Below are 23,909 nucleotides of genomic sequence, written 5' to 3'. Positions count from 1 at the left end.
TTTGAGGGAGTAGCTTGTAGATTTTGAAACGTAGTACGCCCAAACTTAGTATCACAGATATATCAAATACATATGAAGAGGTGATTGTGTTGATCGGTCGTAGCGGAAACCCTACACTTAAAGACAGCACGTTTGAAAACAGAGGATATGGAGAAGATCGGTATCAGAATTACATGACAATCAACGGCACGGTGAACAAAGCGTTTATTACGCTTGTGATTCTGCTGGGCAGTGCGTTTGCAACATGGATGATGTTCTTTAACGGACAACAAGTGATGCCGCTCGCTTATGGTGGATTAATTGTTGGTTTCATTCTGGCACTTGTGATTTCGTTCAAACCAGTAGCGGCACCTTATCTCGTACCGGTCTATGCCGTGGCAGAAGGCCTGTTCCTGGGAGCACTCTCCGCAACCTATGAGTCACTGTATAACGGAATTACCTTGCAGGCGGCTCTGTTGACCATGGCTGTATTCATCGCTCTGCTGGTGGCATACAAAACCAGATTGATCAAAGCTACGGAGAACTTCAAGTTGGGCGTTGTTGCTGCAACTGGCGGTATCATGATCATGTATCTGTTGAGCTTTGTACTGGGTTTCTTCGGCATTTCGATTCCTTATCTGCATGATAACAGCTTGATCGGCATTGGTATTTCGGTCGTTATCGTCATTGTGGCTGCCCTCAATCTGGTCCTTGATTTCGACTTCATCGAGGGTGGTGCTGAACGTGGTGCGCCCAAGTACATGGAGTGGTACGGTGCATTTGGATTGATGGTGACGCTGGTATGGTTGTACATTGAGATCATCCGTCTGCTGGGCAAATTGCGTAGCCGGGACTAGTTTCATAAAATCCTTCTTCCTCTGACTCAGAATCGCATTCCCCAAAAAGTTGATGGGTGTAGAAATACGCCGTTGGCTTTTTGTTGTTGTCTATGAATGAGTCTAATACCAGATCGAAAGGAGTAGCCTCATGTTACTGGAAAATGAAGTGCACAGAAAATGCCTTCATTCCGATCGAGGCATCCACCACACTCATCTCGATTTTAGAAGAGAGTGAAACGTATGGGGTTGGCAAACTATGTTTAGAAGAGGAATTTGGCGGGGATAACGCTTAACAAGAGTCGTTCTTTGGTCATTTTAAGGATGTAATCTGCAGCATGCTGGACTAAGTCAAAGTATACATGACTTAGAACAACTACAGACACCGGTGGAACTTAAAAATGAATGATCTTTGTTAAATACGGAGATCATCTTCTAGAAGCCGTATAGATATTTTGTAAGAAATGTCCTTTACATAAGGTGTAGTTTATTTTCAAATTTATTATCTATCTTTAATAATTACCCAGCACTTAACCAAATAAAATAGTTCATTATCAAACTGCCAAATCCATTCAGATTCCTTCAGAATATTGCTTTGAGGTATATGATGTAAAATAGACTCAGATGTTACTCGTCCATTAATGACCAATCCCCCTTTTATTAATTCAATTTGACTTTGAATGTTTTCATCCATCATTAAAGCTGGATCGTTTATAACTTTGGTAAGAGGTAGAGGGGAGTTATCTATAGAACCCCACGCATATTGTTCTGAAGATATTATTCCTATACCACCTCGTTTAAGTAAATCCCAAACTTGCTTTACATGTCTGTCAGCGATTATATCTCCTAATTCTTTTGTCATAACTATCACTTCGTCGTTTGAAGAATGATCAGTTATCTTAGATATAGGAAGGATTAACTGACTAGAAACAGTCGAAGAAATAGCTAACGAATATTGAGTTTGAAATATTTTGATTGGACATAATTCAGCACTAAAAAGTTGTTGTAACAATTCCTTAACTGCAACAGAATTTTTGTCTAAGTCCTGAAGATCTAAAATGGAAATTTGCTCAGGATAACCTACTATATCCCTAGTAATTAAATTAACTTTACTTTGCAACTCCGTATCTACTCTATCCTTAGCCTTAATTAAGGTTGCAGAATCTACATCTAGTAAATCAGTTTGTTCATAGTTTTCAACGATTTCATTGAATGGAAGATCGTATAAATTTCCTGCACCAATTATTACGCTGTTATCAAAGTTTTCACCAAAAAACTCGGAAATGCCAATAATCTTTTTTAACTCATTTCGATGTGAGTCCCAAGTTGATGGAAGTTCGAATTGATTAATCTTATTAAAGAACTCTTGAATTATTGCAACATCTTTATTCATAATCAGTTTTGTCATCTCCAATATGTTTATTAACTGTTTACTGAACTTTGTGAAAAGCGATATAATACAATGATTCTTTTTGCAATTTGGAGATTGATTTTGATCATTATGGATAATATTTCTAAAATAAAATCTAACAACCTGCCTCCATATCATTAAAGTGGGCTGGTTGTTAGATTTTTTATATTTTTTGAATTCACCGAAAACATAAAACTATTTAAGTAAAGTAAATTAAAAAATATTAACCTCATTTATATCTGTATCAGATTTCTTACATATTAAACATGTCTAAAATCTCATTCTTAATTCGTTCATGTTCAAAAAGTTCTTCGTTCTCTCCTTCAACTGAAATTATATCAGATGTATTATTCTGTTCAGCGGAGAATGAATTTGGTGTTGAAATCTTATCATTTAAATCAAACACTCCATTTTCCCTATTAATAATACTATAATCTCCAAAAGTGTTTTTCTTTAACGCAATAATGTAAGTGTGCCCTTTCTGCATTTCAACGTAGCCATCACGTGTGATTTTTTGTTTGCCATCCAAACTTTGGACATAAGAGACGGGTTCAATAACTGTTAAAAACTCTTCGTTCCAGTCCCCCTTTAGAATATTCTCCACTCTCAGCTCTGTTTTAGTAGAAAAATCTTGAACTGCTCCGGTTAAATAAGTAGTAACATCATGTTCACGATCATCAAAATCTGCAACAGGACTCGCGATGACAACCAGTTCTGCTGAACTGACCAAACTATCTGCGTTATCATATGATATGTAGGTTGAATCTACATCCACTATTCCACTTTTATAGCTGTTAAATATGAAAAAGTAATAAGCAGCAAAAAGTCCAAGGACTATAGCAAAGCCTGTAATCCACTTTTTCTTATGATTTATCAACATTCTCAAAACCTCCAATTAAATTAGATGATTATTAAAATAAAGGTAATACTGATTTAATTTCCCCATTTACTCTTTAATTCAGCTTTATCATACGTTTGTGGTCCAAAAATAGTCTCTTGAGAATTAGACTTTGGTTTCATTATTGATTTAGAGGCATTGCTACCTGTTGTATGGGCCAAGCCAAGTGCGTGTCCGAATTCGTGCGATACAATTGACTTACGAAGGTCACTAGTATTCATTTTGCCGGCAGATATAGTGTTATGATAAAGCGATATTACAGAGTAATCCCAGTTAAATAGGTCAGGTGGTGCAATAATATTAGCAGGCCAAGATATCATATATGGCATTGCTTGACCCAGAGTCTCAGCGTCTGTAGTAGTTCCAACATAAACTTCATCCGTGCTATTCCCGGTTTTAACAGTAGTTTTACCTATATTAACCTTTGAGGATATCCCGTTCCAGCTTTGTCTACCTGCATCAACAGAGCCCGTATAACCGTATGAACTTACGGAAGAGTCATACCAGGCCGAGTACTTGCCCTCAAGCCTTTTTTTTGAGAAAACATCCGCCGATACAAAACTTGAAAACAATACTACTGAACTTAAAACAGTAAGGGCAACAGCAATTTTTTTTCTTTTCATAATTTTCTTCCTCTCAGTATATTCTATAATTCAAAAAAATCCCTAATTGCTCATGTCTTCAAAAGATAATGAGTATCTTTATTTCTTTGTTAAGAGAATTATTTGGCAGGCACGAATTGAAAATATAAACCACTCATATCTATATTAAAAAAAGAGAGCCTAATGTTACATATCAAAATCCCCTTTCAAAAAGATTAAATCAAAAATTCTAATTATATTTTTAATAACATACCCTGACTATTTCTTTAAAAATTCGGATACTTGAGATAACATATTTTGATTACAATAAATTAATATATCCCATTTAAGTTATAAAAATATATATTTTGATTTTATATTCTTTATAATACATATTTAACCAATGAATATCAATACTCTTTTATTTATTAATTTTAATAAGTTATAAATTAAGTCTAAAAAATAACCAGTGAATTAATATTTTAGCTTATATCGTTAAGTTGATTAGTAGAGCGAAATCTAAGATATCTTTCAAATTAAATTGATAGAAATTGAAACACAGGCGCAGTTTCGGTGTGAATATACGAATAAACGTCCTAAGGTAATGTAAAAGGAGATGGTTTTTACTATTCTCACCAAGTCAACTTCAAGATTTGGTATGTTCGTCTAAATAACAGCATAATTTTTTCATAAGAACATTTTTTAGCATTTTTTTTCGCTTGGTTTGCTCTTTACTTTTTTCTTGCCTGCACAAAAAAAACAAACGGCACAGGGTTTTTCCCATGCCGTTATACTTCAATTTTTTTATCCTGGTCTTATCTTTGAGCTTAAATTAATAACATTGGTTTATACCCTGCCTTCATAATAAAACTTGATACATTTCTTCAGTTGTGATGAAATCCGGCTGAGCAGGCAAATCTTCTCCTGCGGAACAAGCTGCCAACATATGTCCGTGATCAAGCCGTAGACTTAGGAATTGATAAGAAGTCGCTTCTGGCGAGTGCCAGTCTCCGTCCACATTACGAATTAGGGCGAAGGAGTCCAGTGGTATGGACAACCCCATACCGACTGCCTTGATATAACTTTCCTTCAGCGTCCATAGACGGTAGAAGGTCTCCAGCCGCCGATCGTCAGGCTCGGCGGCCAAGAACTGGCTCTCCTTAGGAGAGAAGAAACGCTCTGCAATCTGCATGTCAATTGGAGCTATTTTTTCTACATCCACGCCCAGTTCATCTGTACTGCCGGAGATCAGAGCAATCCAATCACCAGAATGGGAGACGTTGAATTGTACATCCGAATGGTGACTGAGTGAAGGTTTGCCGTAGGAATTACGGGTAAAAGAAAGCTCAGCAGGTCTCAGTCCAGTTAACTTGCTCAAAGTCACACGGGTCAATATCTCTCCCAGCACGGAACGATACGCGTCAGCCTGATGCACAAAACGCGAAGCTTGAGCACGTCGCTCCGCAGAAACTTGCGACAGCAATTGGTTCCAGTTCGCCTCGGGCAATACTTCTGGAACTTGGAGTACACGAATAGTTATCATCATTAATCACCTGAATACGTATTCGGCGTGGATCAGTAACTTTCCTTTATATGGAACGTACCCCTCAACTCTTCCTCCCAAATCATCACTATACGGATGCCCCTAACAAGCAAGCCGGTTGTCTCGTTTTTCATGTTAAGGCCTCAGGTTCTGCATCTTCCTCTTCATGCTTCCTGTACTCGTTTCCATTCTGTATGCGCAGCCTGTATTCCATCCCACATGTCTTGGCATTCCAGTTCGCTGTAATTCACCAAGGGTTCATGAAATATTTCAGTTAATACGTCACGCCACTCGGTATAATTCCGGATCTCCGTTTTCTGGATTCCTTCGGTATCATGTGTTCGGAGCATACATCCACGTAGTTCATGACTGCGATTCTCATCCCGCTGACGAAGCAAAAATACGTTATGCCAAGGTGATTCGACTGCCCGACTGTAGAATTCATGTTTGGGAATGAACTCTTCCAGGCTGGTAATTGCTTCAGGAGCATAGTCCACACCTTCACTTGGCCCATTCGGCTCGTACTCAAGCCGCCATCCCCCAGCCACAACAGATGATGGCATCAATTGGTACGTGAACGGAGCTGAACCATAGGTTCCATAACGAAGTGGCAGAGGTTCAAAGGGCATTCCGCCGAGACCTACATCTACAATCCAGCGTTCAACTGTCGGGTCAGCATCTGGCAGAAGCACAGATAGACCGAGATGGAATGAGTTCACACGGGGTTGTTCCCCATGAGGCTGTACTCCCCCGCGATGCCAATCAACCGTATAACCCAGCGAGCGGAGAAGAACACTAAATGCACCATTTAGATGAAAGCAGTAGCCGCTACGTCCCTGTAATATAAGCTGAATTGAATCTTGAAGACTGATTTCCGCAGGACGACCTGCAAAAATATCGACCGTTTGCCAAGATAAATATTGTACATGTGCTCGCTGGAGTTCAAATAAGAATTCCAGTGTAGGTTCCTTTATATCATCTATGCCGATCCATTTCAGATAGGCCTGTATTTCAGCTGTATTCAATAGTTCAGTCATTCAGATCACCTCACGTCATATAGTGGGCTGCAGCCCAAATTTTTATAAACTTCTGCTGCCCTGAGTTCATTGTAAAAGTGAACGGATGAAAACAACATCATCAGTTGTGCAGATTGTAACGGTACAATTATTGAACAAAGCCTTGAAATTCATCTCAAGAGATGGACATGGTTCTGATTTCATTGGAATACAATATATGGATGAGCTATTTCTTTTTCCGGGGTATGCTAACCCTTTGGAGTGGATATAGGTTAGAATATAGATAGATAGCAGGATTAGGAGATGGAAAAATGGCTAATGATGAAGTGATTTTGACACAGGAAGGCTTGGAAAAGCTGGAGGACGAACTGAAGGATTTGAAGACGGTGAAGCGTAAGGAATTGGCAGCTCGTCTGAAACTCGCGATCAGTTACGGTGACCTGAAGGAAAATAGTGAGTATCATTCAGCCAAAGATGATCAGGCCTTTATGGAGACCCGAATTTTGATCTTGGAGAAGATGCTGACAAAAGCAAGAGTCATTTCTTCAGACAATATAGACTCCAACAAAGTGAGCATTGGATCGACGGTGTTGCTTAATGACATTGAGTTCGCCGAGAAGATTGAATATAAAGTGGTTGGCCCTGCCGAGGCCGATGTTGCGAATAATAAAATTTCGTACGAGAGCCCGCTGGGCAAAGAGATAATGGGCAAAGAAGTGGGCAGCGTCATTCATGTCAATGCTCCGATGGGCGTTATCAAGTACGAGTTACTTCAAATTAAAGTGTAATTCAAAAAGAGAGGTGCTCCGCAGTCATCCAAATGGCTGAGGGGACACCTCTTTTTGATTCTATTGGGCTTTGAACGGTTGGGAATACGGATCTGTTGAAATTTCATACGGTTGGACTAACGGACTTTATCACATACTGTGTTTAAGGAACTTATGAGATGAAGATTTCCGTGTGGTTTATATGTAAAAAAATAACATTTCGACAAATTTCGAATTTCGAATGACCTGACAAGGTGAGTAGTATATAATTACGGGAAAACTTTAAAGTGATGGAGTAGATACGATGAATTTTAGTAAGCCTAATCTAGATCAAGACAATGCTGGCAAAGGAGAACGTTTCTCCCAAGCTGGATTTATCCTGGCAGCGATTGGTAGTTCGGTTGGTCTGGGCAACATGTGGAAATTCCCGTACATTACGGGGGAGAACGGAGGGGCTGCGTTTTTCCTGCTCTTCATCGTCTGTTTGCTGCTGATTGGTCTGCCGGTGCTACTGGCGGAACTTGCGATTGGTCGCAGTGGCAGAGGTAGTGCAGCTACTGCTTTTATCAAAGCCGGTGGACATAAAGGTTGGCTCGCAGCCGGTTTACTGCAAGTACTGACACCTTTTATCATCCTTTCTTTTTATGTCATTATTGCTGGCTGGACCTTGCAATATGCAATTACGTCATTCAGTGGAACATTGTTTAACAATCCGGATTATGCGGGACAATTCAATTCCTTCATAGGCGGTTATATGCCGATTGTATGGCAACTGGTCGCGGTTCTAATTACAGGCTGGATTGTAGCCAAAGGGGTATCCAACGGAATCGAGAAATTCAACAAAGTTCTGATTCCAGCGATGTTGGTACTGCTCATTATCCTGATGATTCGTGCAGTTACATTGCCGGGTGCAGGAGCTGGGGTTTCCTTCTTCCTGAATCCGGACTTCTCGCAGCTTACAACGGAATCTGCACTGGTGGCGCTTGGACATGCCTTCTTCTCCCTGTCACTTGGGATGGGTATTCTTGTAACCTACGGTTCGTATGTCGATAAAAATCAATCGCTCGGTGCGGCAACCGTCGCCGTTGGTGCAGGTGACCTGATCTATGCATTCATTGCGGGTCTGATCATCTTCCCAACAACATTCTCGTTTGGTATTGCACCGGACCAAGGACCGTCACTGATCTTTGTGGCACTTCCGGCGGCCTTCTCGGCGATGCCACTTGGCTTCTTGTTTGGCGGACTGTTCTTCATCCTGCTGGCTATTGCGGCATTGACGTCAGCAGTATCCTTGCTGGAAGTTCCGGTGAAATATTTCATGGAACGTTTGTCCTGGAGCCGCAGTCGTGCGGTATGGGTTATTTCGCTAGCGGTCTTCATCGTGGGACTTCCTTCGGTATTGTCGCTCGGCTTGCTGCCTGAATGGACGATTGGATCGAAGAGTGTGTTCGACTGGATGGACTTTGTAGCATCCAACATCCTGCTGCCTGTAGGTGGACTGCTTGTAACGATTTTTGCCGGATACTTCTGGAAAACGGCTGCGGAAGCTTCCGGCCTGCGTTCCGGATGGTTCCGGGTGTGGCTGTTCATGTTGCGTTACGTAGCTCCGATCCTGGTTTTGCTGGTTCTACTGCACACATCCGGTATCATTCACTTCTAATGGTGAAGGCCCGATAGGGTGAAATATGGTCTGTTGTGCAGATTTACCATGGATAAAACCTCTTGGAAGAAATGCAAAAGCCCTTGTTTTCCCTCGTCAATTTTGGGACAATACGGAGTAGAGGTTTTTTGGGTAGGACCGATAAGCCATATGCTTTTTTGCGAAAAGAGGATTATACAATGAACAAATCATCCATATATGGATTAACATTAGAGCAATTACGTTCCTGGCTACCGGAGCATGGGCAGAAAAAATCCCGTGCATCCCGGATTTGGGAATGGTTATATCAAGAGCGTGTACACGATTTCCCCGCAATGTCCGATGTCCGTCAAGAATGTTTGGCTGTTCTTTCTGAGCACTTCACAATGAACTCTCTTAGCGAACATGTGAAGCAGGAATCGGCAGATGGTACCGTGAAGTTTCTGCTTCGGATGCAGGACGGCAACCTGATTGAGACAGTATTGATGCGGCAGAAATACGGACTTACCGTCTGTGTGACCACACAAGTGGGCTGTAACATTGGCTGTAGCTTCTGTGCGAGCGGTCTGATCAAGAAGAGCCGAGACCTGACCGCTGGAGAGATTGTGGAACAGATTATGCATGTGCAGCGACATCTAGATGCAGCAGGTCAAGATGAGCGGGTAACCAACGTGGTTGTGATGGGGATTGGTGAACCATTCGACAACTTCCAGCACATGAGTGATTTCATCGAAGTCATCAAGGATCGCAAAGGACTGGCACTTGCCGCCAAACGGATTACTGTGTCCACGAGTGGCCTTCCGGACAAAATCAAGGAATTTGCAGACAGCAGTCTGCAGGTTAACCTGGCGATCTCTCTGCATGCACCGAATAATGAACTGCGTACACACATCATGAAGATCAACCGGGCTTTCCCGATTGAGCAATTGATGGATGCGGTGGATTATTATCTGGCTACAACGAACAAACGTATCATGTTTGAGTACATCCTGCTACGTGATGTTAACGATCAACGTGAGCATGCCGCGGAGCTCGCTGAACTGTTGTCCAGTCGCAGAAGTATGGTCAGTGTGAATCTAATCCCATACAACCCGGTGGATGAGCACAGTCAGTATCAACGGAGTACAGAAGAATCGATTCTGGGCTTCTATGATACACTCAAAAAGAACAACATCAACTCCACTGTACGTATGGAACATGGCACGGATATCGATGCTGCTTGCGGACAGTTGCGCAGTAAACAAATGAAGAACAACGCTGCCGAATCCGAGCCAGACCGTCTGGCACTGGGATAAGATACAACGCGGATCTGGCAAGTAAGTTAGGATACTTGGTTGTTATAATCAGTGCCTGCACTTTGTATGTACGTGCCATTTATCGCTGTTGGATTCGCGAATGCGTTGCCTGAATGCAAAACGCCTCTGTATATCACTGAGAAGTGATAACGGAGGCGTTTTTTGGAATGTCATTATTTCAGTTTTTTGGTCATCAGCAGATGGGGAATGCCATCTTCCATAAATACTTCCGAAGCGGGTGCATATCCGAGACGTTCGTAGAACCCGGAAGCTTGTACCTGTGCGTGCAGCTTGGCTTTCTCAAGACCATCAGCAATAGCCATCTGCTCCAGCTTGTCGATCAGCACACGGCCCAGGCCGTGTTTGCGGTAATCAAGCATGACACAGATCCGTTCCAATTTGGCGACCTGTTCCACAATGCGCAGTCTGGAGGAAGCAGCAGGTACACCGTCTACGTAGAGCAGAATGTGGCGTGCCTCCGCGTCTAATGTATCATAAGCATCGAATTCATCCGCTGCGGGTACGCCTTGTTCTTCGACGAAAATAGCCGTACGAATGGCGAAGCAGGCATCGAGCAATTCCTGATTATTAACTTCAACAATCGTTGTATTCATGAATGTTTCTCCTTTGGACGATAGTAATCATATCCGGGCATGATAAACTGGTATATAGCATAATCATTGCAGCCGTTCGATGTGAGTATCATGGTTAAAATTTAATCCAATTTAACTGTAGTTATATCACTATTTATGTTGTGAATGCAACAATTTTATAAAAGGGCGTGAGCGCATTGACTGAGAAAAAAGAAGTGTTGCGTGAAATTGGCATGATTGCCCGCTGTCTGGATTCGATCAGCAATGTCGAATTTCAACATCTGAACTTGTCCCGAGGCCAATATCTGTATCTTTATCGCATATGTGAGAATCCGGGAATTATTCCCAACCAGCTGGCTGAACTAATCAAAGTAGATCGAACGACAGCGGCCAGAGCGATTAGCAAACTCGAATCCGATGGATTTATTGTCAAACAGTCGGCAATAGACAATAAGAAGAACAAGTTGTTATATCCGACAGAAGCTGGCCTGAAAGCATGGGAATTCATTCGTAAAGAGGGCGAGCATTCCGACCAGGTGACGCTGGACGGCTTTACGGATGAAGAGATAGAGACCGCGGTTAAGCTTCTCCGCCGAATGCGCCACAACATCGAGGTAGACTGGAAATTTGTCAAAAAGGGCGGACGGCGGTCCTACATGGATATCTCAGAATGAACAATACCTCTATACTTGACCCCTACATCCCAGACCCTAGCCGAACCGATCTCAAGGAGCAGAGTAGTCATTATCTCACAATAGCAAAAGTACAGGAGGGAATCATGAAGAGAATGAACCGGAAAACAGTAACGTGGTTGGTCATATTGGTGGTCAGTATTGCAGCAGCGTTCATTATTTTCATGAAGGAGCGGTTCGTGATGAATGAATTATCCCCTACAGTATCCTTTGTCCAAGATCATATGACCAATCCCAATGGTTTACTTGCGTCCTATTTGCAGGATGCCACATCCGAAAAAGCGGATATCGTAGCAGGCAGAGAGGTTTTATCTGAATCACTTGGTCTTTGGATGCAATATGCTGTAGCCAAGAACGATCAGGCGTTATTTGAGCAAAGCTATGAGCTGCTGACGACCTATTTCCTCATGCCGCAAAAATATATTGCCTGGAAGCTGGATGCTGAGGGGAAATCTCACGTGACCACCAACGCGCTCGGTGATGATTTCCGAATTGTCGGTGTCTTATTAAAGGCAGCAGATCAATGGCAACAGGGAAGAGAAGCCAAACTGGCAACGGCCTCGGATATTTCCCGTACACTGACGCAGTCGGTTCAGAATAAAGGATATTATGTTGATTTTCACGATTTTGGCAATGGTTACTCCGCGGAAATGTTAAGCCTGGTTTATGTGGATCTACCGTCTCTCCAATTAATGGAGAAGCATGAAATGCTGGAGCCGGGCACATATGCCAAGTACGAATCCATGTTGAAGAGTATGCCGGATGACGGGATATTTTATCCGAAAACATTCAATGTGGGGACGAAAGAGTATACATATGATGACACAGTGAATCTGATTGATCAGCTGATCGTAGCGAACCATCTAACTGCGACCAGCCGCAAACCGGACAAGCTCATTGCTTTTTTGAAAAAAGAATTCAATACCCGTCATCAGCTGCCGGGACAATATAAGCGTAGTACTCGCACACCTGCGGTATCTTACCAATCTCCATCCGTATATGGACTCGCGATGCTGCTTGCGGTTCAGTCAGGTGATCCAAAATGGGCGAAACAGCTGTATAAGCATATGATCAGCATGCGTAGTCTGGACGCCAGTTATCCAGGCGGATATGTATTTAGTGGAAACACACATATGTTTGATAACCTGTTTCCTTTGCTTGGGGAGACTGAATTACAAAAGTTACTTAAAAAGTAATAAAAATGTCATTTAATATATTCAACAATGTGTTAACATGATGTTTGTCTATTCATGTCATATATTGTTTACTCGAAATATCACTAACCAATCTACTGGAGAGAAGAAACCTATGAGGAATAAAGCACCCATCCTTCGTATTGCATGGGGATATGCGAGTTTGATTGGATTAGCCGTAATCCAGCAGCTCGTTGTCTATCTTAAGATTTATATGAATCAGAGTTATACTACACTGGATGTGGTGTTTAGCATTGTGTCGCTTGGAGCGCTGATCCTGGGTTTTGTGATACCTGTCGGGGTATCTGTCGTCGCCGGATTTATCTATCTGGTCTCTTATTTTGTATGGCTTGTTACCTACGCGGATGTAAGTGTACTTACGTTCTCTTGGTGGCTGCTCATTCCAGCCAATGTGGCTGTGGCTGCTTTTATCAAGGCAAGTCTTGTGCGCAATGCGCGTGTCATGGAGCGTCTGCAGGAGCTTCAGGAGCGTAATCCGGAGATTGACCTGGATACCTCTCTGGGCAATAAGGATGCACTTGCGGATACGCTTGTTAAGCAAAGTAATCTAGCCAGACGTTATTCGGAGCAATATGGATTCAGCATGGCGATGTTCAAGATCGAGTTTTTGCCGTTGGTACTGGAATCACTCGGTTCCGTACGTTATGCACAGTTCCTTCTTGAACTATCCACTACCATACAGAAGCAGATTCGGTTTGAGGATTATAAATTTTTTGTGGATCGAGGACGTTTTGTGATTATCTGTCCAATGACCAATGTGGAGTACTTGCCCATCCTGACACAACGGATCAAAAAAGCCATGATGGATCTGCAAATCATCGATAAAAAGGGAAATGAGTTGCAGACGGTTATTCGATCGGGTGCACTGGTATTTCAGAAGGAACAATTCAGTAAGTATGAGGATATCGATGCTGTTATTGCGGCACTGGAACGGAACACAGAGACAGATCTCATTGGTGAATACATCTAGATGCTATGGGGGAGGAGTATTTCTGTGAATTATTTAACATGGTTTGTTCCATTATGTATTGTAGTTAGCAGTTTCTTTGCCATTACGATTCTTATATTAACCTTTGCGACTCTTCGTTTTCGAGGGAAAATTAACAGGAAATATGATCGGAGGAAATTGAATGGCTGATTTCCTGCTGTTGATGTCCATCCTCAGTATTTGGATATCCGTCACCGAGTCGATTGTCATTATGGCTGGAGCTATTCGTTTCATTAACAAACAAGAAAAAAAGGGAATTCAAATTCCTGAAAGTATGGATGATTACCCCACTGTGACTGTCATGGTGCCTGCGCATAATGAAGGGGTAGTTATCGTGTCTACCGTTGAGCATATATTGCGTCTGAACTACCCTGAGCATAAAGTTCAAGTTATTGTTATTGCAGATAATTGTACAGATAATACAGCAGAGCGCCTGAAGGAACTCAAGGCCAAGACGAGTTATGCAGATCGTGACTTTACCATTCTGGAGCGTACCGGTACAGGTGGGAAGTCGGGAGCTTTGAATGATGGCCTTGAACTGGCGTGGGGAGAATGGATATGTATCTATGACGCAGATGCGGCGCCTGAGCGGAATGCATTGATGTTTTTGACACAAAAAGCATTGGAAAACCCGGAGAAGTATGGTGCTGTATTTGGTCGAAACAAAGCTCGTAATCGGGGTCAGAATTTTCTCTCCCGTTGCATTAATCTGGAACTTGTAACGGTCCAACGTGTTCACCATACGGGGCTATGGGAGTTATTCAAACTGGGCACGATTCCTGGTACGAACTATATTATCAAGGCAGCACTGATCCGTGAGATTGGTGGATGGGACCCTGATGCGATCACGGAAGATACGGCCGTGTCGTTTGATATTCTTACTCGGGGTCAGCTTATTGCATTAGCGCCACAAGCAGAGGCTTACCAGCAGGAACCTGAGCAATTATCGGTATATATGAAACAGCGCCAGCGCTGGTCCAAGGGAAATTACCAGGTTGTTATCGACAATGTGAAGCATTTATTTGACCGTACTAGCTGGAGAATTAAACTGCATGTTCTGTACTATGCTGCAAGTTATTTCTGGTTTATGATCGCTATTATTGTATCGGATATTATTTTTGTCTCGAATCTAGTGTATCAGGTTATTGCATTATTTAATCCGAATGTCATTTCTCCCTTCCAGTTCTCAGGGGATGTTTACGTGTATCTCGTAATAGCATGGGCATTAATGTACTACATTTATGTACTACAAATTAATCTCGCACTCTCAGCAGATATTGGGCAAAGCAATACGCAGAATTTTATTGTGGCCTGCCTCTCCTATTTCACATATGCCCAGTTATTTCTGGTCATATCCGTCAAAGCATTTATCTCGCTTATTGGAGATAAGCTATTCCGGAGAGAAACCAAATGGTACAAAACGCAGCGTTTTGGCTGAGAAACATCAACTTATAAATGAAGGGCTGTTTTCTGGATTCGTTCAGAAGGCAGTCTTTTTTACTATGGAAAGATTGGTTGGCATTATGTATACTCTTTCAGGCTGTACATATTGAACGTTGCATAAAGGAAACGGAGGCATGTGGAATGGGCTACAGGGGACCTGAGTTTTACGATAATGAGGAAAACTTTGAGAAGTATATGGAACGCCGCCAGTGGCAGGAGAATGCCAATGATACGTTAGAGAAACCCGTTATGCTAGAGCTGATCGGAGACGTTGCGGGCAAGAGCATACTGGATCTTGGCTGCGGGGATGCGAGGTTTGGCGTAGAATTGCTCCGTTCTGGTCAAGAGGGTATAACTTACACGGGAGTTGAAGGTTCACTGAATATGGTGCGGGCAGCTAACGAATCGGTTAAAGGCACGAATGCACAGATTGAACAGGCATTCATGGAAGACTGGACCTATCCGGTAGGTACATACGATCTGGTTATATCCCGACTGGCTGTTCACTACATCGAGGATGTGGAGAGCCTATTCCACAAGATATATAACACGTTAAATGAAAATGGCACATTCATATTTTCGGTAGAACATCCTGTGATCACGTCTACGCTGCAACCCTCCGGGACTCGAACGGATTGGGTGGTTGATCAGTATTTTGTAGAAGGATATCGGGAGCAGCAGTGGCTGGGTGGTTGTGTGAAAAAGATGCATCGTTCCATTGAATCATACTTTATGGCATTGCAGCGTGCAGGGTTCCGTGTAGAGCATTTACGCGAGTCGGCACCACAACGTGCCTATTTTGTAAACGAGGAAACCTATCTGCGCAGGCAACGCATTCCACTATTTCTGTTTCTAGGTGTGCGGAAATAGGATATTGGTAAACGTATAGATAAATAGATGAAACCGTAAAGTTATACTCATTAATTAGAAAGTTCTACACAGAAAACGGTGGATAACACTAGATATAGGAGTAAAAAGCCCGAAATCTATCCACATGTGGATAAGATATTGGGCTTTTACTGTTAAGTTTCTTCACCTATGTTACGTTTGCTGTGTATAACCCCGCAATTATGAATCCGCCGCAGCTCTGACATAGACACGTTCTCCATGCTGATCAACTTCCACAGGTGCCTCGAAGAAGTCGCTAAGCACTTCCGTATTCATCAGATCGCCAGTTAATCCGCTACGGACGACTTTGCCCCGGCGAAGCAGAAGGCTGTGACTAAAGACAGGCAATATTTCTTCGGTATGATGGGTGACATAGATGAGTGAAGGGGTATCTGGGCGCTGTGATAATTCACGGATGCTCTCCAGCAGTCGCTCTCTTGAGAAAAGATCCAGTCCATTGCAAGGCTCGTCCAGAATGAGTACGCGCGGATTGGCCATCAGTGCTCGGGCAATGAGAAGTTTCTGTTTCTCGCCTTGAGAGCAGGTACGATATTCGCGATCCCACAGGTGCTGACAACCCAGCGTTTGCATCAATTCCTGTGCCTGATCCAGATCATCATCTGACAGCTTGTCATATAGGCCAATGGTGGCGTGTTTGCCGCTGATCACGACATACTGCGTGCGGTCTGTGCCATGCAATTTCTCTTGCAGGGATGAACTGACCCAGCCAATGGATTTGCGAAGCTGTCTCAGATCCACATCACCATATTCATGGCCTAACACGGATATCTTACCTTCGGTCGGCCAGAGATATCCGGTGATCATGTTCAGGAGTGTTGTTTTTCCGGAGCCATTCAGGCCAAGCAACGCCCAGTGTTCACCGTCGTTAACTTGCCAGCTTACATCGTTCAGCAGGGTAAGTGGTCCCCTTTTCCAAGTGACATGCTGTACATCAATAATCATGCGTTATTCCTTCCTTCTGTTATCCTCAATTCTCCTAGGTGTATTGTAGTCACAAAACGAAAGAGGTTTCAACGGTTATCACGCTGTTCTTGGTTGGTCCTTGCGCAGAAATACAGCACACACACCAAGCAGTGGCAAAAACGAACATAACTTGATAACAAACGCAATGCTGGTCACGTCAATTAAGGAACCTAACACAACCGAGCCAAGTCCAGCCATGCCAAACGACAGGCCAAAAAACAATCCGGATACCGTTCCAATATGACGAGGAAGCAATTCCTGGGCATAAACAATGATGACGCTGAAGCCGGACATCAGGATGAGTCCAATCATTCCGCACAACACCATCGACAGGACGGGGCCCGCATAAGGTAGTAGTAGGGAAAACGGTGCAGTGCCTGCAATGGAGAACCAGATCATCGGTTTGCGTCCGTAGCGGTCAGCGAGTGGGCCACCGAGCAAGGTCCCGACCATACCTGCAAATTGCAAAATAAACAGACAGATCTGTGCCTGGGAGAGAGGCAAGTCATATGCATCGGCGTAATAGAAGGCGTAGTACCCGGTCATGCCTGCAATATATACGAATTTGGAGAACAGCAGCAGGATGAGAATTCCCATTGTAAAAGCGATGAATCCCCTGCTCACAGGTCGAGCTGCTGGCTCTGCGCCGCTTGATTTTAGAGGGCGTTGCTGACGAATGCGATTCTCGGCAAGCTTGTCTCTGTACCAACGACTGACAAAAGACTGAATGAAGATGCCGATCAGGGCAAAGCCCATCAGCCATAGAAAACTACGCTGCCCATGTGGCAGCAGGATGAAGGCGACCAGTAATGGAGCAATAGCCTGTCCTGTGTTGCCTCCCACCTGGAAGATCGACTGTGCCATTCCTCGTCCACGGCCGGCTGCCATATGAGCCACGCGTGAGGATTCGGGGTGGAGGATGGATGAGCCTATGCCAATTAATGCTGCCGAAACAAGCAGCATCCATAACTCGGAAGACAAAGCTAAACCGAGAACACCGATCAGGGAGAATAGCATACCTCCGGGAAGCAGGATCGGCATTGGCTTGCGGTCTGACATATAACCGACCAGTGGCTGAAGGACGGATGCGGTAATATTCAGGGTGAAGGCAATCCAGCCCATCTGGGCGAAACTGAGCTGCATGGTCTGCTGGAATAGTGGAAATGCAGACGGAACCACTGTCTGCATCGCATCATTCAGCAGATGGGCGAAGCTGACTCCGGCAAGTGCCCAATTGGCGGAAGAGTTGATTTGCATTTTGCTTAAAGTGGCCTGAGCCATGGGAGATCACCTCGAATTATTTTTTTCAATGATAAAAGATGGGGGCAGATCATGTCTTTGTGAAAAGTGCTTGGAAAGTGAGCACGATTTGCTATAATGTCAGCAGGTGAGCAAACGATGGAATTAAACATGACGCTAAATGGGTTGGAATTATGGAAAGCTACCGGAGGGTTTGCGAATGAGCCGCATGTACATGACGACTGGTATCAGCTAACGCTGCCGGTCAGAGGTCAATGTCATCTGGTACAGGAGCGGCATGCATACCCGCTAAGAGCAGGCATAGGGATTATTGCTCATCCCCAGACTGAGCATTATTTTGAGATAGGGTCGGATTCGGCTGTCATTGTGATTAAGTTCCGTAAACCGCCATTAGGCAGTTTCGAAGGTGCGGAGTTAAGTGGGGGGCGAGCTGAGTTTCGACCTACCCAGACATTTGATCCTGCTGAGATCAGCAGTCTGTTTCGAGGCTGGAATTCCATTTTGTTAGATGATGTGCCCGAAATGTTGCAAGTGCAGGAAACAGAACTGGCGGTTGAAACGTATCTAAGGCGTATGTTGACGGGGCAGGAAAATGGAAAAAGGACTGTAAATCCCGGTACATTCATTGATCCTCATCTCCAACGAGTGTTGGATTACATTCACAGTGCCTATACAGGCCCAATGGATATTGATTCGATGGCGATGGTTGCACATCAGAGCCGGTATCATTTTATGCGTTCTTTCAAGGCTCTTACGGGAACAACACCGTATCAATATCTGCTGAATTTGCGCGTAGAAGAAGCGTCCAAGAGGCTCCGCCATACGACGGATTCAGTAACCACAATCAGTTATGAACTGGGATTTTCCAGCGTCAGTCAGTTTTACAGAGCCTTTCAGCGAGTGTATGTTATGACACCGATGGAATATCGGAATCATGTGTAGATTTTAACGGGCAGTCTCGCATATGCGAGACTGTATTTTAGTACGTTACAGCATGCCACTGATTTTTTTTGTTGCCAAACATTGAAGACTTTGCTAAGATGGGAAAAAGTTTATGTAAGCGTATACATTTAGATTAAAATTACAACGTTGTAATTATGGTTATGACAAGTATTGAAAAGACGGAAATACGGTGTGAGGAGGACTATTTCAAGTAATTATCTCGTTAGTACGTATAATAATATAGGTTGTTACAAAATGTGAATGAGATGAATAACAAATACGTCAGTGAAATGACAGTTCATTTTTATTCAAAAATTCAAACGTTGTAATTATGTATCGAAGGGGAGTGTTTCACGTTGAAAAAACGCATGTTCACGCTGTTCAGCCTGATCAGACGGGATAAATATTTGCTACTGATGTTTTCGCCTATCTTTCTGTATTATCTCATCTTCATGTACCTTCCGATGCCTGGCGTGCTGTTGGCATTTCGTAATTTCTTGCCGGGGCAGGGCATGCTCAGCGGGGAGTGGGTGGGACTGCGCTGGTTCGAACAATTCGTGAATTCCATCTACTTCTGGCGACTGCTGCGTAACACATTTCTGCTCGCCTTCCTGCCGCTCCTGTTTGGTTTCTCCATTCCGATTTTATTCGCTGTCTGCATCGTGGAGATCAAGAACCGGACATTCAAGCGATTTGCCCAGACCGTTACGTACCTTCCTCACTTCATCTCCACTGTTGTTGTAGCTGGCATGATTATTAACTTCCTGTCACCAACAGACGGTATCGTGAACACCCTCATCGCGAGTCTTGGCATGGAAAAAGTGAACTTCATGATGGATGCGAGTTGGTTCCGTACCATCTTCACAAGTTCCGACATCTGGCAAAGTTTTGGCTTCAGCTCCATCATCTACATTGCAGCCATTATGGGGATCGACCCCGAGATGTATGATTCCGGCAAAATTGATGGCGTCAACAAATTCCAGGAGCTATGGCACCTGACCCTACCCAGTATCAAACCAACCATTGTCATTCTTCTGCTTCTGTCGCTTGGCGGCATTATGAGTGTAGGTTTCGAGAAAGTATATCTGCTCTACAACGGAGCCACCTACGAAACGGCTGATGTCTTGTCCACCTATGTATACCGGATGGGGATTGAGGGCCAGAATTACGGCTTCGCCACAGCGGTCGGCCTGTTCAACTCCATCATCACCTTTATCCTTGTTTTTGCTGCCAATTCCATGACCCGCCGCCTGACCAAGATGTCACTCTGGTAAGACTATAACCCGGACCAAAGGAGACCTGTATGCAAAAATCGAGAAGTGACCGTTTGTTCTACGGATGTGTCTACCTGCTGACCATACTGGCGGTTGTTGTCACGTTGTATCCCTTTCTGTACGTCATTAGTATTTCATTCAGCTCGGTGGATGCCATCGACAAACAAAAAGTTGTATTGTGGCCCGTTGGGTTTACCCTGTCAGGTTACCAAATGGTACTGCAATACAAGGAGTTGTGGGTTTCGTTCTACAACACCCTCTGGTACACCGTGGTAGGCACACTGTTGAACATCGTGGCAACATGTCTTGCGGCGTTTCCATTATCCAGACAGCAGTTTTTCTTACGTCGCAAGCTGAATTTCTTCATCGCCTTCACCATGTATTTCTCGGGTGGACTCATTCCGGTCTACATGCTGATTACCTCGCTTGGGCTGTACAACACTCGCTGGGTTATGGTGCTGCCTGTGCTGGTGATTACGTTTAACGTCATGATCTGCCGCTCAGCTTTCGAAGGTATTCCGAATGAAATTTTCGAAAGTGCCAGTATAGACGGGGCCAACGAGATGACGATGCTTTATCGTTTGGCGGTTCCGATCATTAAGCCAACACTGGCTGTGCTCACGCTGTACTATGCGGTATTCCACTGGAACAACTTTTTCACGGCCCTATTATATCTGGGCAAACAGGATATGCAGCCCTTACAGATGTTCCTGCGAAGAGTGCTGATCATGGCTTCGCCGGAAGTGATGCAGAAGATGGGCGGTACGATGACATCCGGTGCGCTGGCGGTCTCCTCCCTTCAGGTTCGTTATGTATCCATTGTGGTCAGCATTCTGCCTATTGTTACGATCTACCCGTTTATCCAACGGTACTTCGTTAAGGGAATTACCCTCGGAGCCGTGAAAGGATAGCTTTACTTACTTAAGTGTCATGTCATTCAAGGGAGTTCAAAATGGTTCATACCAAGGAGGAATGATGGATGAGATTTAAAGGGGCAGGAAGAAAAAGTGTAATCGCAGCGATACTGGCAATCAGCCTGGCGGGATGTAGCGGCGGAACAGGGGCGGGAACCGATGCGGGTAGCACCCCGTCCAGTTCGGAGCCAGCCTTCAATTATACCGGAGCAGGGCCGGTGACGGATCAACCGGATGCCAAGCTGTCTATTCTCGGCACCAACGCTTGGACGACCAATGTGGACTTGTCCACCGCAGCCATCGTGAAGAAAATTGAGAGCAACGCTGGTGTGACGGTGGATTGGGATCTGATTCCGCCGCAGAACTATGCGGATGCCGTCAATCCGAGGCTGGCTGCTGGTACCGGCTTGCCCGATATCGTGTACCTGCCGGATCAGGATCAGCTGATGAAGTACATTAACAGCGGTCTATTCATTCCGATTAATGAACTGGTAGAGAAGTACGGCGTGAATCTCAAAAAAATATATGAAAAGTCGCCTTCGGTCAAAGCCAGTTTAACAACGCCAGATGGTAAAATGTATTATATCCCGCAGCAGACGTTAACACGCAACTACATGCCGGTATTTATGGTCAATGTGCGCTGGCTTGATAAACTGGGATTAAGCGAGCCGACCACGCTGGATGAATTCACGGCGATGCTGCGCAAATTCAAGACAGAGGATCCGAACGGCAACGGAAAAGCCGATGAGATTCCACTGTCCATGGAAGCAAAATTTGTATCCATGGCCTTTGGCCCCGCGTTTGGTCTCGATCTGTCCAACCAGTTCTATGCAGACGATCAGGGCAAGGTACATTTCAGCTATTATGAGCCTACCTACAAGGAGTACTTGACCTATCTGAACGGACTGTACAAGGAAGGTCTGCTTGGGGTGGATTATGCGAGTACCACGAGTGATCAGGTCACGTCGCGCATCTCTCAGGATGTGACGGGAGCAACGTTTAATTTTAGCTGGTATATGTCGATGGTCTACAGTCCGTTGTTCAAGGATTACAACCCGGAAGAGCCAATCATCAAAGGCATTTTACCACTGAAAGGACCGCATGGGGATCAGTTCTATGTAGGACGTACACCAGTGAGTGGCATCTTTGGCATTACACGTGATAGTAAAAATCCCGAACTTGCTTTCCGTTTCCTGGACTATGCCGTAAGTGAGGAAGCACAGACGTATTATACGTGGGGCATCAAGGATGACACGTATACGGAAGAGAATGGCGTGAAGACATTTACGGATAAAGGCAAGGACAATGAATACATCCAGAAGCTTGGCATTGGTCCGGTGAATCTGCCGAACATCCAATCCACCGATTCTGCTGATTCCGTCGTAGCCCCTTGGCATGCGAAGATGGATAAAGAACTGGAGCCGTATGTGCGCGAACCGTTCCCGTTTGTCTATGCCCTGCCGGATGAAGCGAGTGTGGAAAGCATGGCGATGCCTGACATCACGACATATGTGGAAGAGATGAACTTTAAGTTTATTAGCGGGGACGCCAGTCTGGACCAGTTTGACAGTTATATTGAGACGTTGAAAAAGATGAATATAGAGCAGGTTATTGCGGGCAGACAGGCACAATATGATCGTTATAAATCTGCACAGAAATAGGAAATAGGGCTTCAGGCGTATGAGAGGTGTTGATTGATTTTGATAACCATTAAAGACATTGCCAAACTGGCGGGGGTGAGCTATAGCACGGTATCGAAGGCGCTGAATGATGATCCCCGAATCAAACCGGCAACAAAGCAGAAGGTGCTTGCGGTCGCGGAGAAACATCAATATCGGAAAAACATGCTGGCTCGGCAGCTCTCCACCGGCAGGAGCAACATCATCGGTTTTGTGCTGGATGAGCTGAGCAATCCGTTATTCTCGAACATCTCCGGCCGTCTGCACACCGAGCTGAAGAAGCGGGGATATCAGATGATCCTGGTTGTGGCGGATGATGGCGTGGATGTCTTCAGCCAGCTGCGCGTGGACGGATGTATTCTGTGGGACTATGCACTGGACAATCGGGAGATGTTCTGGAAAAAGTTCGCAACACTCAACATGCCATGTTTTGTGCTGGGTACAGATGAAGCGCCGAACTCTCCTTACATCAAGATTGATCGCAAAGAAGGGCTGTTCAAAGCAGTGGAGCATCTGAAATCGCTGGGCCACAGCCGAATCGGATTCATCGGCAACTCCCAGCACGTCAAGTTGGAGGGTTACCGGGAAGCGTTGCAGCGTACGGGTCTGGCTTTTAACGAAGACCATGTGCTGCCAGCGTATTCCTCCTGGGAAGACGGGTATTTTTCCATACGTAATCATGCGTTTGGGGCGGATTCGCCAACAGCTTTTATTGGACTGAACAACCTAGTCACCCGAGGTGCGCTCCGGGCTTTGCTTGAGGCAGGTTACAGCGTTCCAAGCGATATCTCGTTAATCGGGTATGATGATCTGCCGGATATGCAATATGCCGAAGTGGCCTTGACTACAATTGGCCCGCCTCTGGATGAACTGGCCGTGCAGGCAGCAGAGTTGATTGTCTCGTTGATCCGTGATGAACAGGTCGATGTTCCGGTGGTTATTCAGCCCAAGCTGAACCTTCGCAATTCAACGGCAATGTGCCGGCAATAAGGACAGCAACCTATGAAGAGTGAAGCGGTTATCCTTTAATCATACATGTATTAGGTGAGTACAACATTCAAGGAGGAATTGCT

The 23,909-nt window shown here is 44.5% G+C and carries 23 protein-coding genes; 15 read left to right on the top strand and 8 right to left on the bottom strand.

The genetic code is table 11. From position 1 onward, the window contains the following. Positions 1-89: 89 nt before the first annotated feature. Together V6668_RS29435 and V6668_RS29430 are read left to right on the top strand one after the other, a co-directional pair. Positions 90-836 carry a Bax inhibitor-1/YccA family protein gene (locus V6668_RS29435; protein WP_036612268.1) on the top strand — a complete coding sequence of 249 codons (747 nt, stop codon included), beginning with the start codon at positions 90-92 and terminating at the stop codon, positions 834-836. A gap of 143 nt (positions 837-979) precedes the next feature. Continuing rightward, complete coding sequence (locus V6668_RS29430; RefSeq protein WP_338707342.1) at positions 980-1,111, top strand: hypothetical protein; 132 nt, start codon at positions 980-982, stop codon at positions 1,109-1,111. Between the two features lie 206 nt (positions 1,112-1,317). On the opposite strand, the gene V6668_RS29425 is transcribed toward V6668_RS29430, so the two are convergent. From V6668_RS29425 to V6668_RS29405, 5 genes are all read right to left on the bottom strand, one after another. Continuing rightward, on the bottom strand, positions 1,318-2,223 hold the full coding sequence (locus V6668_RS29425) for a hypothetical protein (protein ID WP_143781481.1): 906 nt from the start codon (positions 2,221-2,223) through the stop codon (positions 1,318-1,320). Between the two features lie 256 nt (positions 2,224-2,479). Beyond that, complete coding sequence (locus V6668_RS29420) at positions 2,480-3,106, bottom strand: hypothetical protein (RefSeq protein WP_036612263.1); 627 nt, start codon at positions 3,104-3,106, stop codon at positions 2,480-2,482. A gap of 53 nt (positions 3,107-3,159) precedes the next feature. Beyond that, complete coding sequence (locus V6668_RS29415; protein ID WP_051447258.1) at positions 3,160-3,747, bottom strand: matrixin family metalloprotease; 588 nt, start codon at positions 3,745-3,747, stop codon at positions 3,160-3,162. 817 nt (positions 3,748-4,564) lie between these two features. Further along, positions 4,565-5,251: a 4'-phosphopantetheinyl transferase family protein gene (locus V6668_RS29410; protein ID WP_338707341.1), complete on the bottom strand. Its 687-nt coding sequence runs from the start codon at positions 5,249-5,251 to the stop codon at positions 4,565-4,567. A 161-nt stretch (positions 5,252-5,412) separates the two neighbouring features. Further along, a complete protein-coding gene (locus tag V6668_RS29405) occupies positions 5,413-6,285 on the bottom strand; it encodes an arylamine N-acetyltransferase family protein (protein WP_047840914.1) in 873 nt (290 codons plus the stop codon). A gap of 290 nt (positions 6,286-6,575) precedes the next feature. Here V6668_RS29405 and greA point away from each other — a divergent pair, with 290 nt between their 5' ends. The 3 genes from greA (at position 6,576) to rlmN (ending at position 9,965) form a co-directional block, all read left to right on the top strand. Then, entirely contained in the window at positions 6,576-7,052 is a 477-nt protein-coding gene (gene greA / locus V6668_RS29400) for a transcription elongation factor GreA (RefSeq protein WP_047840913.1), read from the top strand. A gap of 283 nt (positions 7,053-7,335) precedes the next feature. Continuing rightward, positions 7,336-8,691, top strand: a complete 1,356-nt coding sequence (locus V6668_RS29395) for a sodium-dependent transporter (protein WP_338707340.1) — start codon at positions 7,336-7,338, stop codon at positions 8,689-8,691. 179 nt (positions 8,692-8,870) lie between these two features. After that, on the top strand, positions 8,871-9,965 hold the full coding sequence (gene rlmN, locus V6668_RS29390; protein WP_338707339.1) for a 23S rRNA (adenine(2503)-C(2))-methyltransferase RlmN: 1,095 nt from the start codon (positions 8,871-8,873) through the stop codon (positions 9,963-9,965). 173 nt (positions 9,966-10,138) lie between these two features. Here the strand turns inward: rlmN and V6668_RS29385 are convergent, their stop codons facing one another. Further along, on the bottom strand, positions 10,139-10,579 hold the full coding sequence (locus V6668_RS29385) for a GNAT family N-acetyltransferase (protein ID WP_338707338.1): 441 nt from the start codon (positions 10,577-10,579) through the stop codon (positions 10,139-10,141). A 212-nt stretch (positions 10,580-10,791) separates the two neighbouring features. On the opposite strand from V6668_RS29385, the gene V6668_RS29380 reads away from it, so the two are divergent. From V6668_RS29380 to V6668_RS29360, 5 genes are all read left to right on the top strand, one after another. Further along, positions 10,792-11,232, top strand: coding sequence for a MarR family winged helix-turn-helix transcriptional regulator (locus V6668_RS29380; RefSeq protein ID WP_036612335.1), 441 nt, complete (start codon positions 10,792-10,794; stop codon positions 11,230-11,232). 104 nt (positions 11,233-11,336) lie between these two features. Next, on the top strand, positions 11,337-12,446 hold the full coding sequence (locus V6668_RS29375; RefSeq protein WP_338707337.1) for a glycosyl hydrolase family 8: 1,110 nt from the start codon (positions 11,337-11,339) through the stop codon (positions 12,444-12,446). 112 nt (positions 12,447-12,558) lie between these two features. Further along, positions 12,559-13,434, top strand: coding sequence for a diguanylate cyclase domain-containing protein (locus V6668_RS29370; protein ID WP_036612242.1), 876 nt, complete (start codon positions 12,559-12,561; stop codon positions 13,432-13,434). 160 nt (positions 13,435-13,594) lie between these two features. Further along, a complete protein-coding gene (locus tag V6668_RS29365; protein ID WP_036612238.1) occupies positions 13,595-14,890 on the top strand; it encodes a glycosyltransferase family 2 protein in 1,296 nt (431 codons plus the stop codon). A 146-nt stretch (positions 14,891-15,036) separates the two neighbouring features. Further along, on the top strand, positions 15,037-15,765 hold the full coding sequence (locus tag V6668_RS29360; protein WP_036671718.1) for a class I SAM-dependent DNA methyltransferase: 729 nt from the start codon (positions 15,037-15,039) through the stop codon (positions 15,763-15,765). 198 nt (positions 15,766-15,963) lie between these two features. On the opposite strand, the gene V6668_RS29355 is transcribed toward V6668_RS29360, so the two are convergent. Together V6668_RS29355 and V6668_RS29350 are read right to left on the bottom strand one after the other, a co-directional pair. After that, entirely contained in the window at positions 15,964-16,746 is a 783-nt protein-coding gene (locus V6668_RS29355; RefSeq protein WP_036671717.1) for an ABC transporter ATP-binding protein, read from the bottom strand. Positions 16,747-16,824: 78 nt separating this feature from the next. Next, on the bottom strand, positions 16,825-18,048 hold the full coding sequence (locus tag V6668_RS29350; RefSeq protein ID WP_338707336.1) for an MFS transporter: 1,224 nt from the start codon (positions 18,046-18,048) through the stop codon (positions 16,825-16,827). 117 nt (positions 18,049-18,165) lie between these two features. Between V6668_RS29350 and V6668_RS29345 the strand changes: the two genes are divergently transcribed. The 5 genes from V6668_RS29345 (at position 18,166) to V6668_RS29325 (ending at position 23,826) form a co-directional block, all read left to right on the top strand. Beyond that, positions 18,166-18,969 carry an AraC family transcriptional regulator gene (locus tag V6668_RS29345; RefSeq protein WP_338707335.1) on the top strand — a complete coding sequence of 268 codons (804 nt, stop codon included), beginning with the start codon at positions 18,166-18,168 and terminating at the stop codon, positions 18,967-18,969. Between the two features lie 356 nt (positions 18,970-19,325). Beyond that, a complete protein-coding gene (locus V6668_RS29340; protein WP_422395234.1) occupies positions 19,326-20,243 on the top strand; it encodes an ABC transporter permease in 918 nt (305 codons plus the stop codon). 29 nt (positions 20,244-20,272) lie between these two features. Next, positions 20,273-21,154: a carbohydrate ABC transporter permease gene (locus V6668_RS29335; protein ID WP_036612222.1), complete on the top strand. Its 882-nt coding sequence runs from the start codon at positions 20,273-20,275 to the stop codon at positions 21,152-21,154. Between the two features lie 68 nt (positions 21,155-21,222). Next, a complete protein-coding gene (locus V6668_RS29330; protein ID WP_076251950.1) occupies positions 21,223-22,818 on the top strand; it encodes an extracellular solute-binding protein in 1,596 nt (531 codons plus the stop codon). 39 nt (positions 22,819-22,857) lie between these two features. After that, on the top strand, positions 22,858-23,826 hold the full coding sequence (locus V6668_RS29325) for a LacI family DNA-binding transcriptional regulator (RefSeq protein WP_338707334.1): 969 nt from the start codon (positions 22,858-22,860) through the stop codon (positions 23,824-23,826). Positions 23,827-23,909: the final 83 nt, after the last annotated feature.

The organism is Paenibacillus amylolyticus, assembly GCF_036894225.1.
Taxonomy (GTDB): domain Bacteria; phylum Bacillota; class Bacilli; order Paenibacillales; family Paenibacillaceae; genus Paenibacillus; species Paenibacillus amylolyticus.
Note: the sequence above shows the minus strand (reverse complement) of the source record. Positions and strands in the feature narration are given on the sequence as shown.

Bases quoted from the DNA above. Each gene is read 5' to 3' on its own strand.
- V6668_RS29370 (WP_036612242.1), top strand. From the start codon at position 12,559: ATGAGGAATAAAGCACCCATCCTTCGTATTGCATGGGGATATGCGAGT.
- V6668_RS29385 (WP_338707338.1), bottom strand. From the start codon at position 10,579: ATGAATACAACGATTGTTGAAGTTAATAATCAGGAATTGCTCGATGCC.
- V6668_RS29405 (WP_047840914.1), bottom strand. From the start codon at position 6,285: ATGACTGAACTATTGAATACAGCTGAAATACAGGCCTATCTGAAATGG.
- V6668_RS29360 (WP_036671718.1), top strand. From the start codon at position 15,037: ATGGGCTACAGGGGACCTGAGTTTTACGATAATGAGGAAAACTTTGAG.
- greA (WP_047840913.1), top strand. From the start codon at position 6,576: ATGGCTAATGATGAAGTGATTTTGACACAGGAAGGCTTGGAAAAGCTG.
- V6668_RS29375 (WP_338707337.1), top strand. From the start codon at position 11,337: ATGAAGAGAATGAACCGGAAAACAGTAACGTGGTTGGTCATATTGGTG.
- V6668_RS29365 (WP_036612238.1), top strand. From the start codon at position 13,595: ATGGCTGATTTCCTGCTGTTGATGTCCATCCTCAGTATTTGGATATCC.
- V6668_RS29395 (WP_338707340.1), top strand. From the start codon at position 7,336: ATGAATTTTAGTAAGCCTAATCTAGATCAAGACAATGCTGGCAAAGGA.
- V6668_RS29425 (WP_143781481.1), bottom strand. From the start codon at position 2,223: ATGACAAAACTGATTATGAATAAAGATGTTGCAATAATTCAAGAGTTC.
- rlmN (WP_338707339.1), top strand. From the start codon at position 8,871: ATGAACAAATCATCCATATATGGATTAACATTAGAGCAATTACGTTCC.
- V6668_RS29430 (WP_338707342.1), top strand. From the start codon at position 980: ATGAAGTGCACAGAAAATGCCTTCATTCCGATCGAGGCATCCACCACA.
- V6668_RS29380 (WP_036612335.1), top strand. From the start codon at position 10,792: ATGATTGCCCGCTGTCTGGATTCGATCAGCAATGTCGAATTTCAACAT.
- V6668_RS29355 (WP_036671717.1), bottom strand. From the start codon at position 16,746: ATGATTATTGATGTACAGCATGTCACTTGGAAAAGGGGACCACTTACC.
- V6668_RS29345 (WP_338707335.1), top strand. From the start codon at position 18,166: ATGGAATTAAACATGACGCTAAATGGGTTGGAATTATGGAAAGCTACC.
- V6668_RS29330 (WP_076251950.1), top strand. From the start codon at position 21,223: ATGAGATTTAAAGGGGCAGGAAGAAAAAGTGTAATCGCAGCGATACTG.
- V6668_RS29420 (WP_036612263.1), bottom strand. From the start codon at position 3,106: ATGTTGATAAATCATAAGAAAAAGTGGATTACAGGCTTTGCTATAGTC.
- V6668_RS29335 (WP_036612222.1), top strand. From the start codon at position 20,273: ATGCAAAAATCGAGAAGTGACCGTTTGTTCTACGGATGTGTCTACCTG.
- V6668_RS29350 (WP_338707336.1), bottom strand. From the start codon at position 18,048: ATGGCTCAGGCCACTTTAAGCAAAATGCAAATCAACTCTTCCGCCAAT.
- V6668_RS29410 (WP_338707341.1), bottom strand. From the start codon at position 5,251: ATGATGATAACTATTCGTGTACTCCAAGTTCCAGAAGTATTGCCCGAG.
- V6668_RS29415 (WP_051447258.1), bottom strand. From the start codon at position 3,747: ATGAAAAGAAAAAAAATTGCTGTTGCCCTTACTGTTTTAAGTTCAGTA.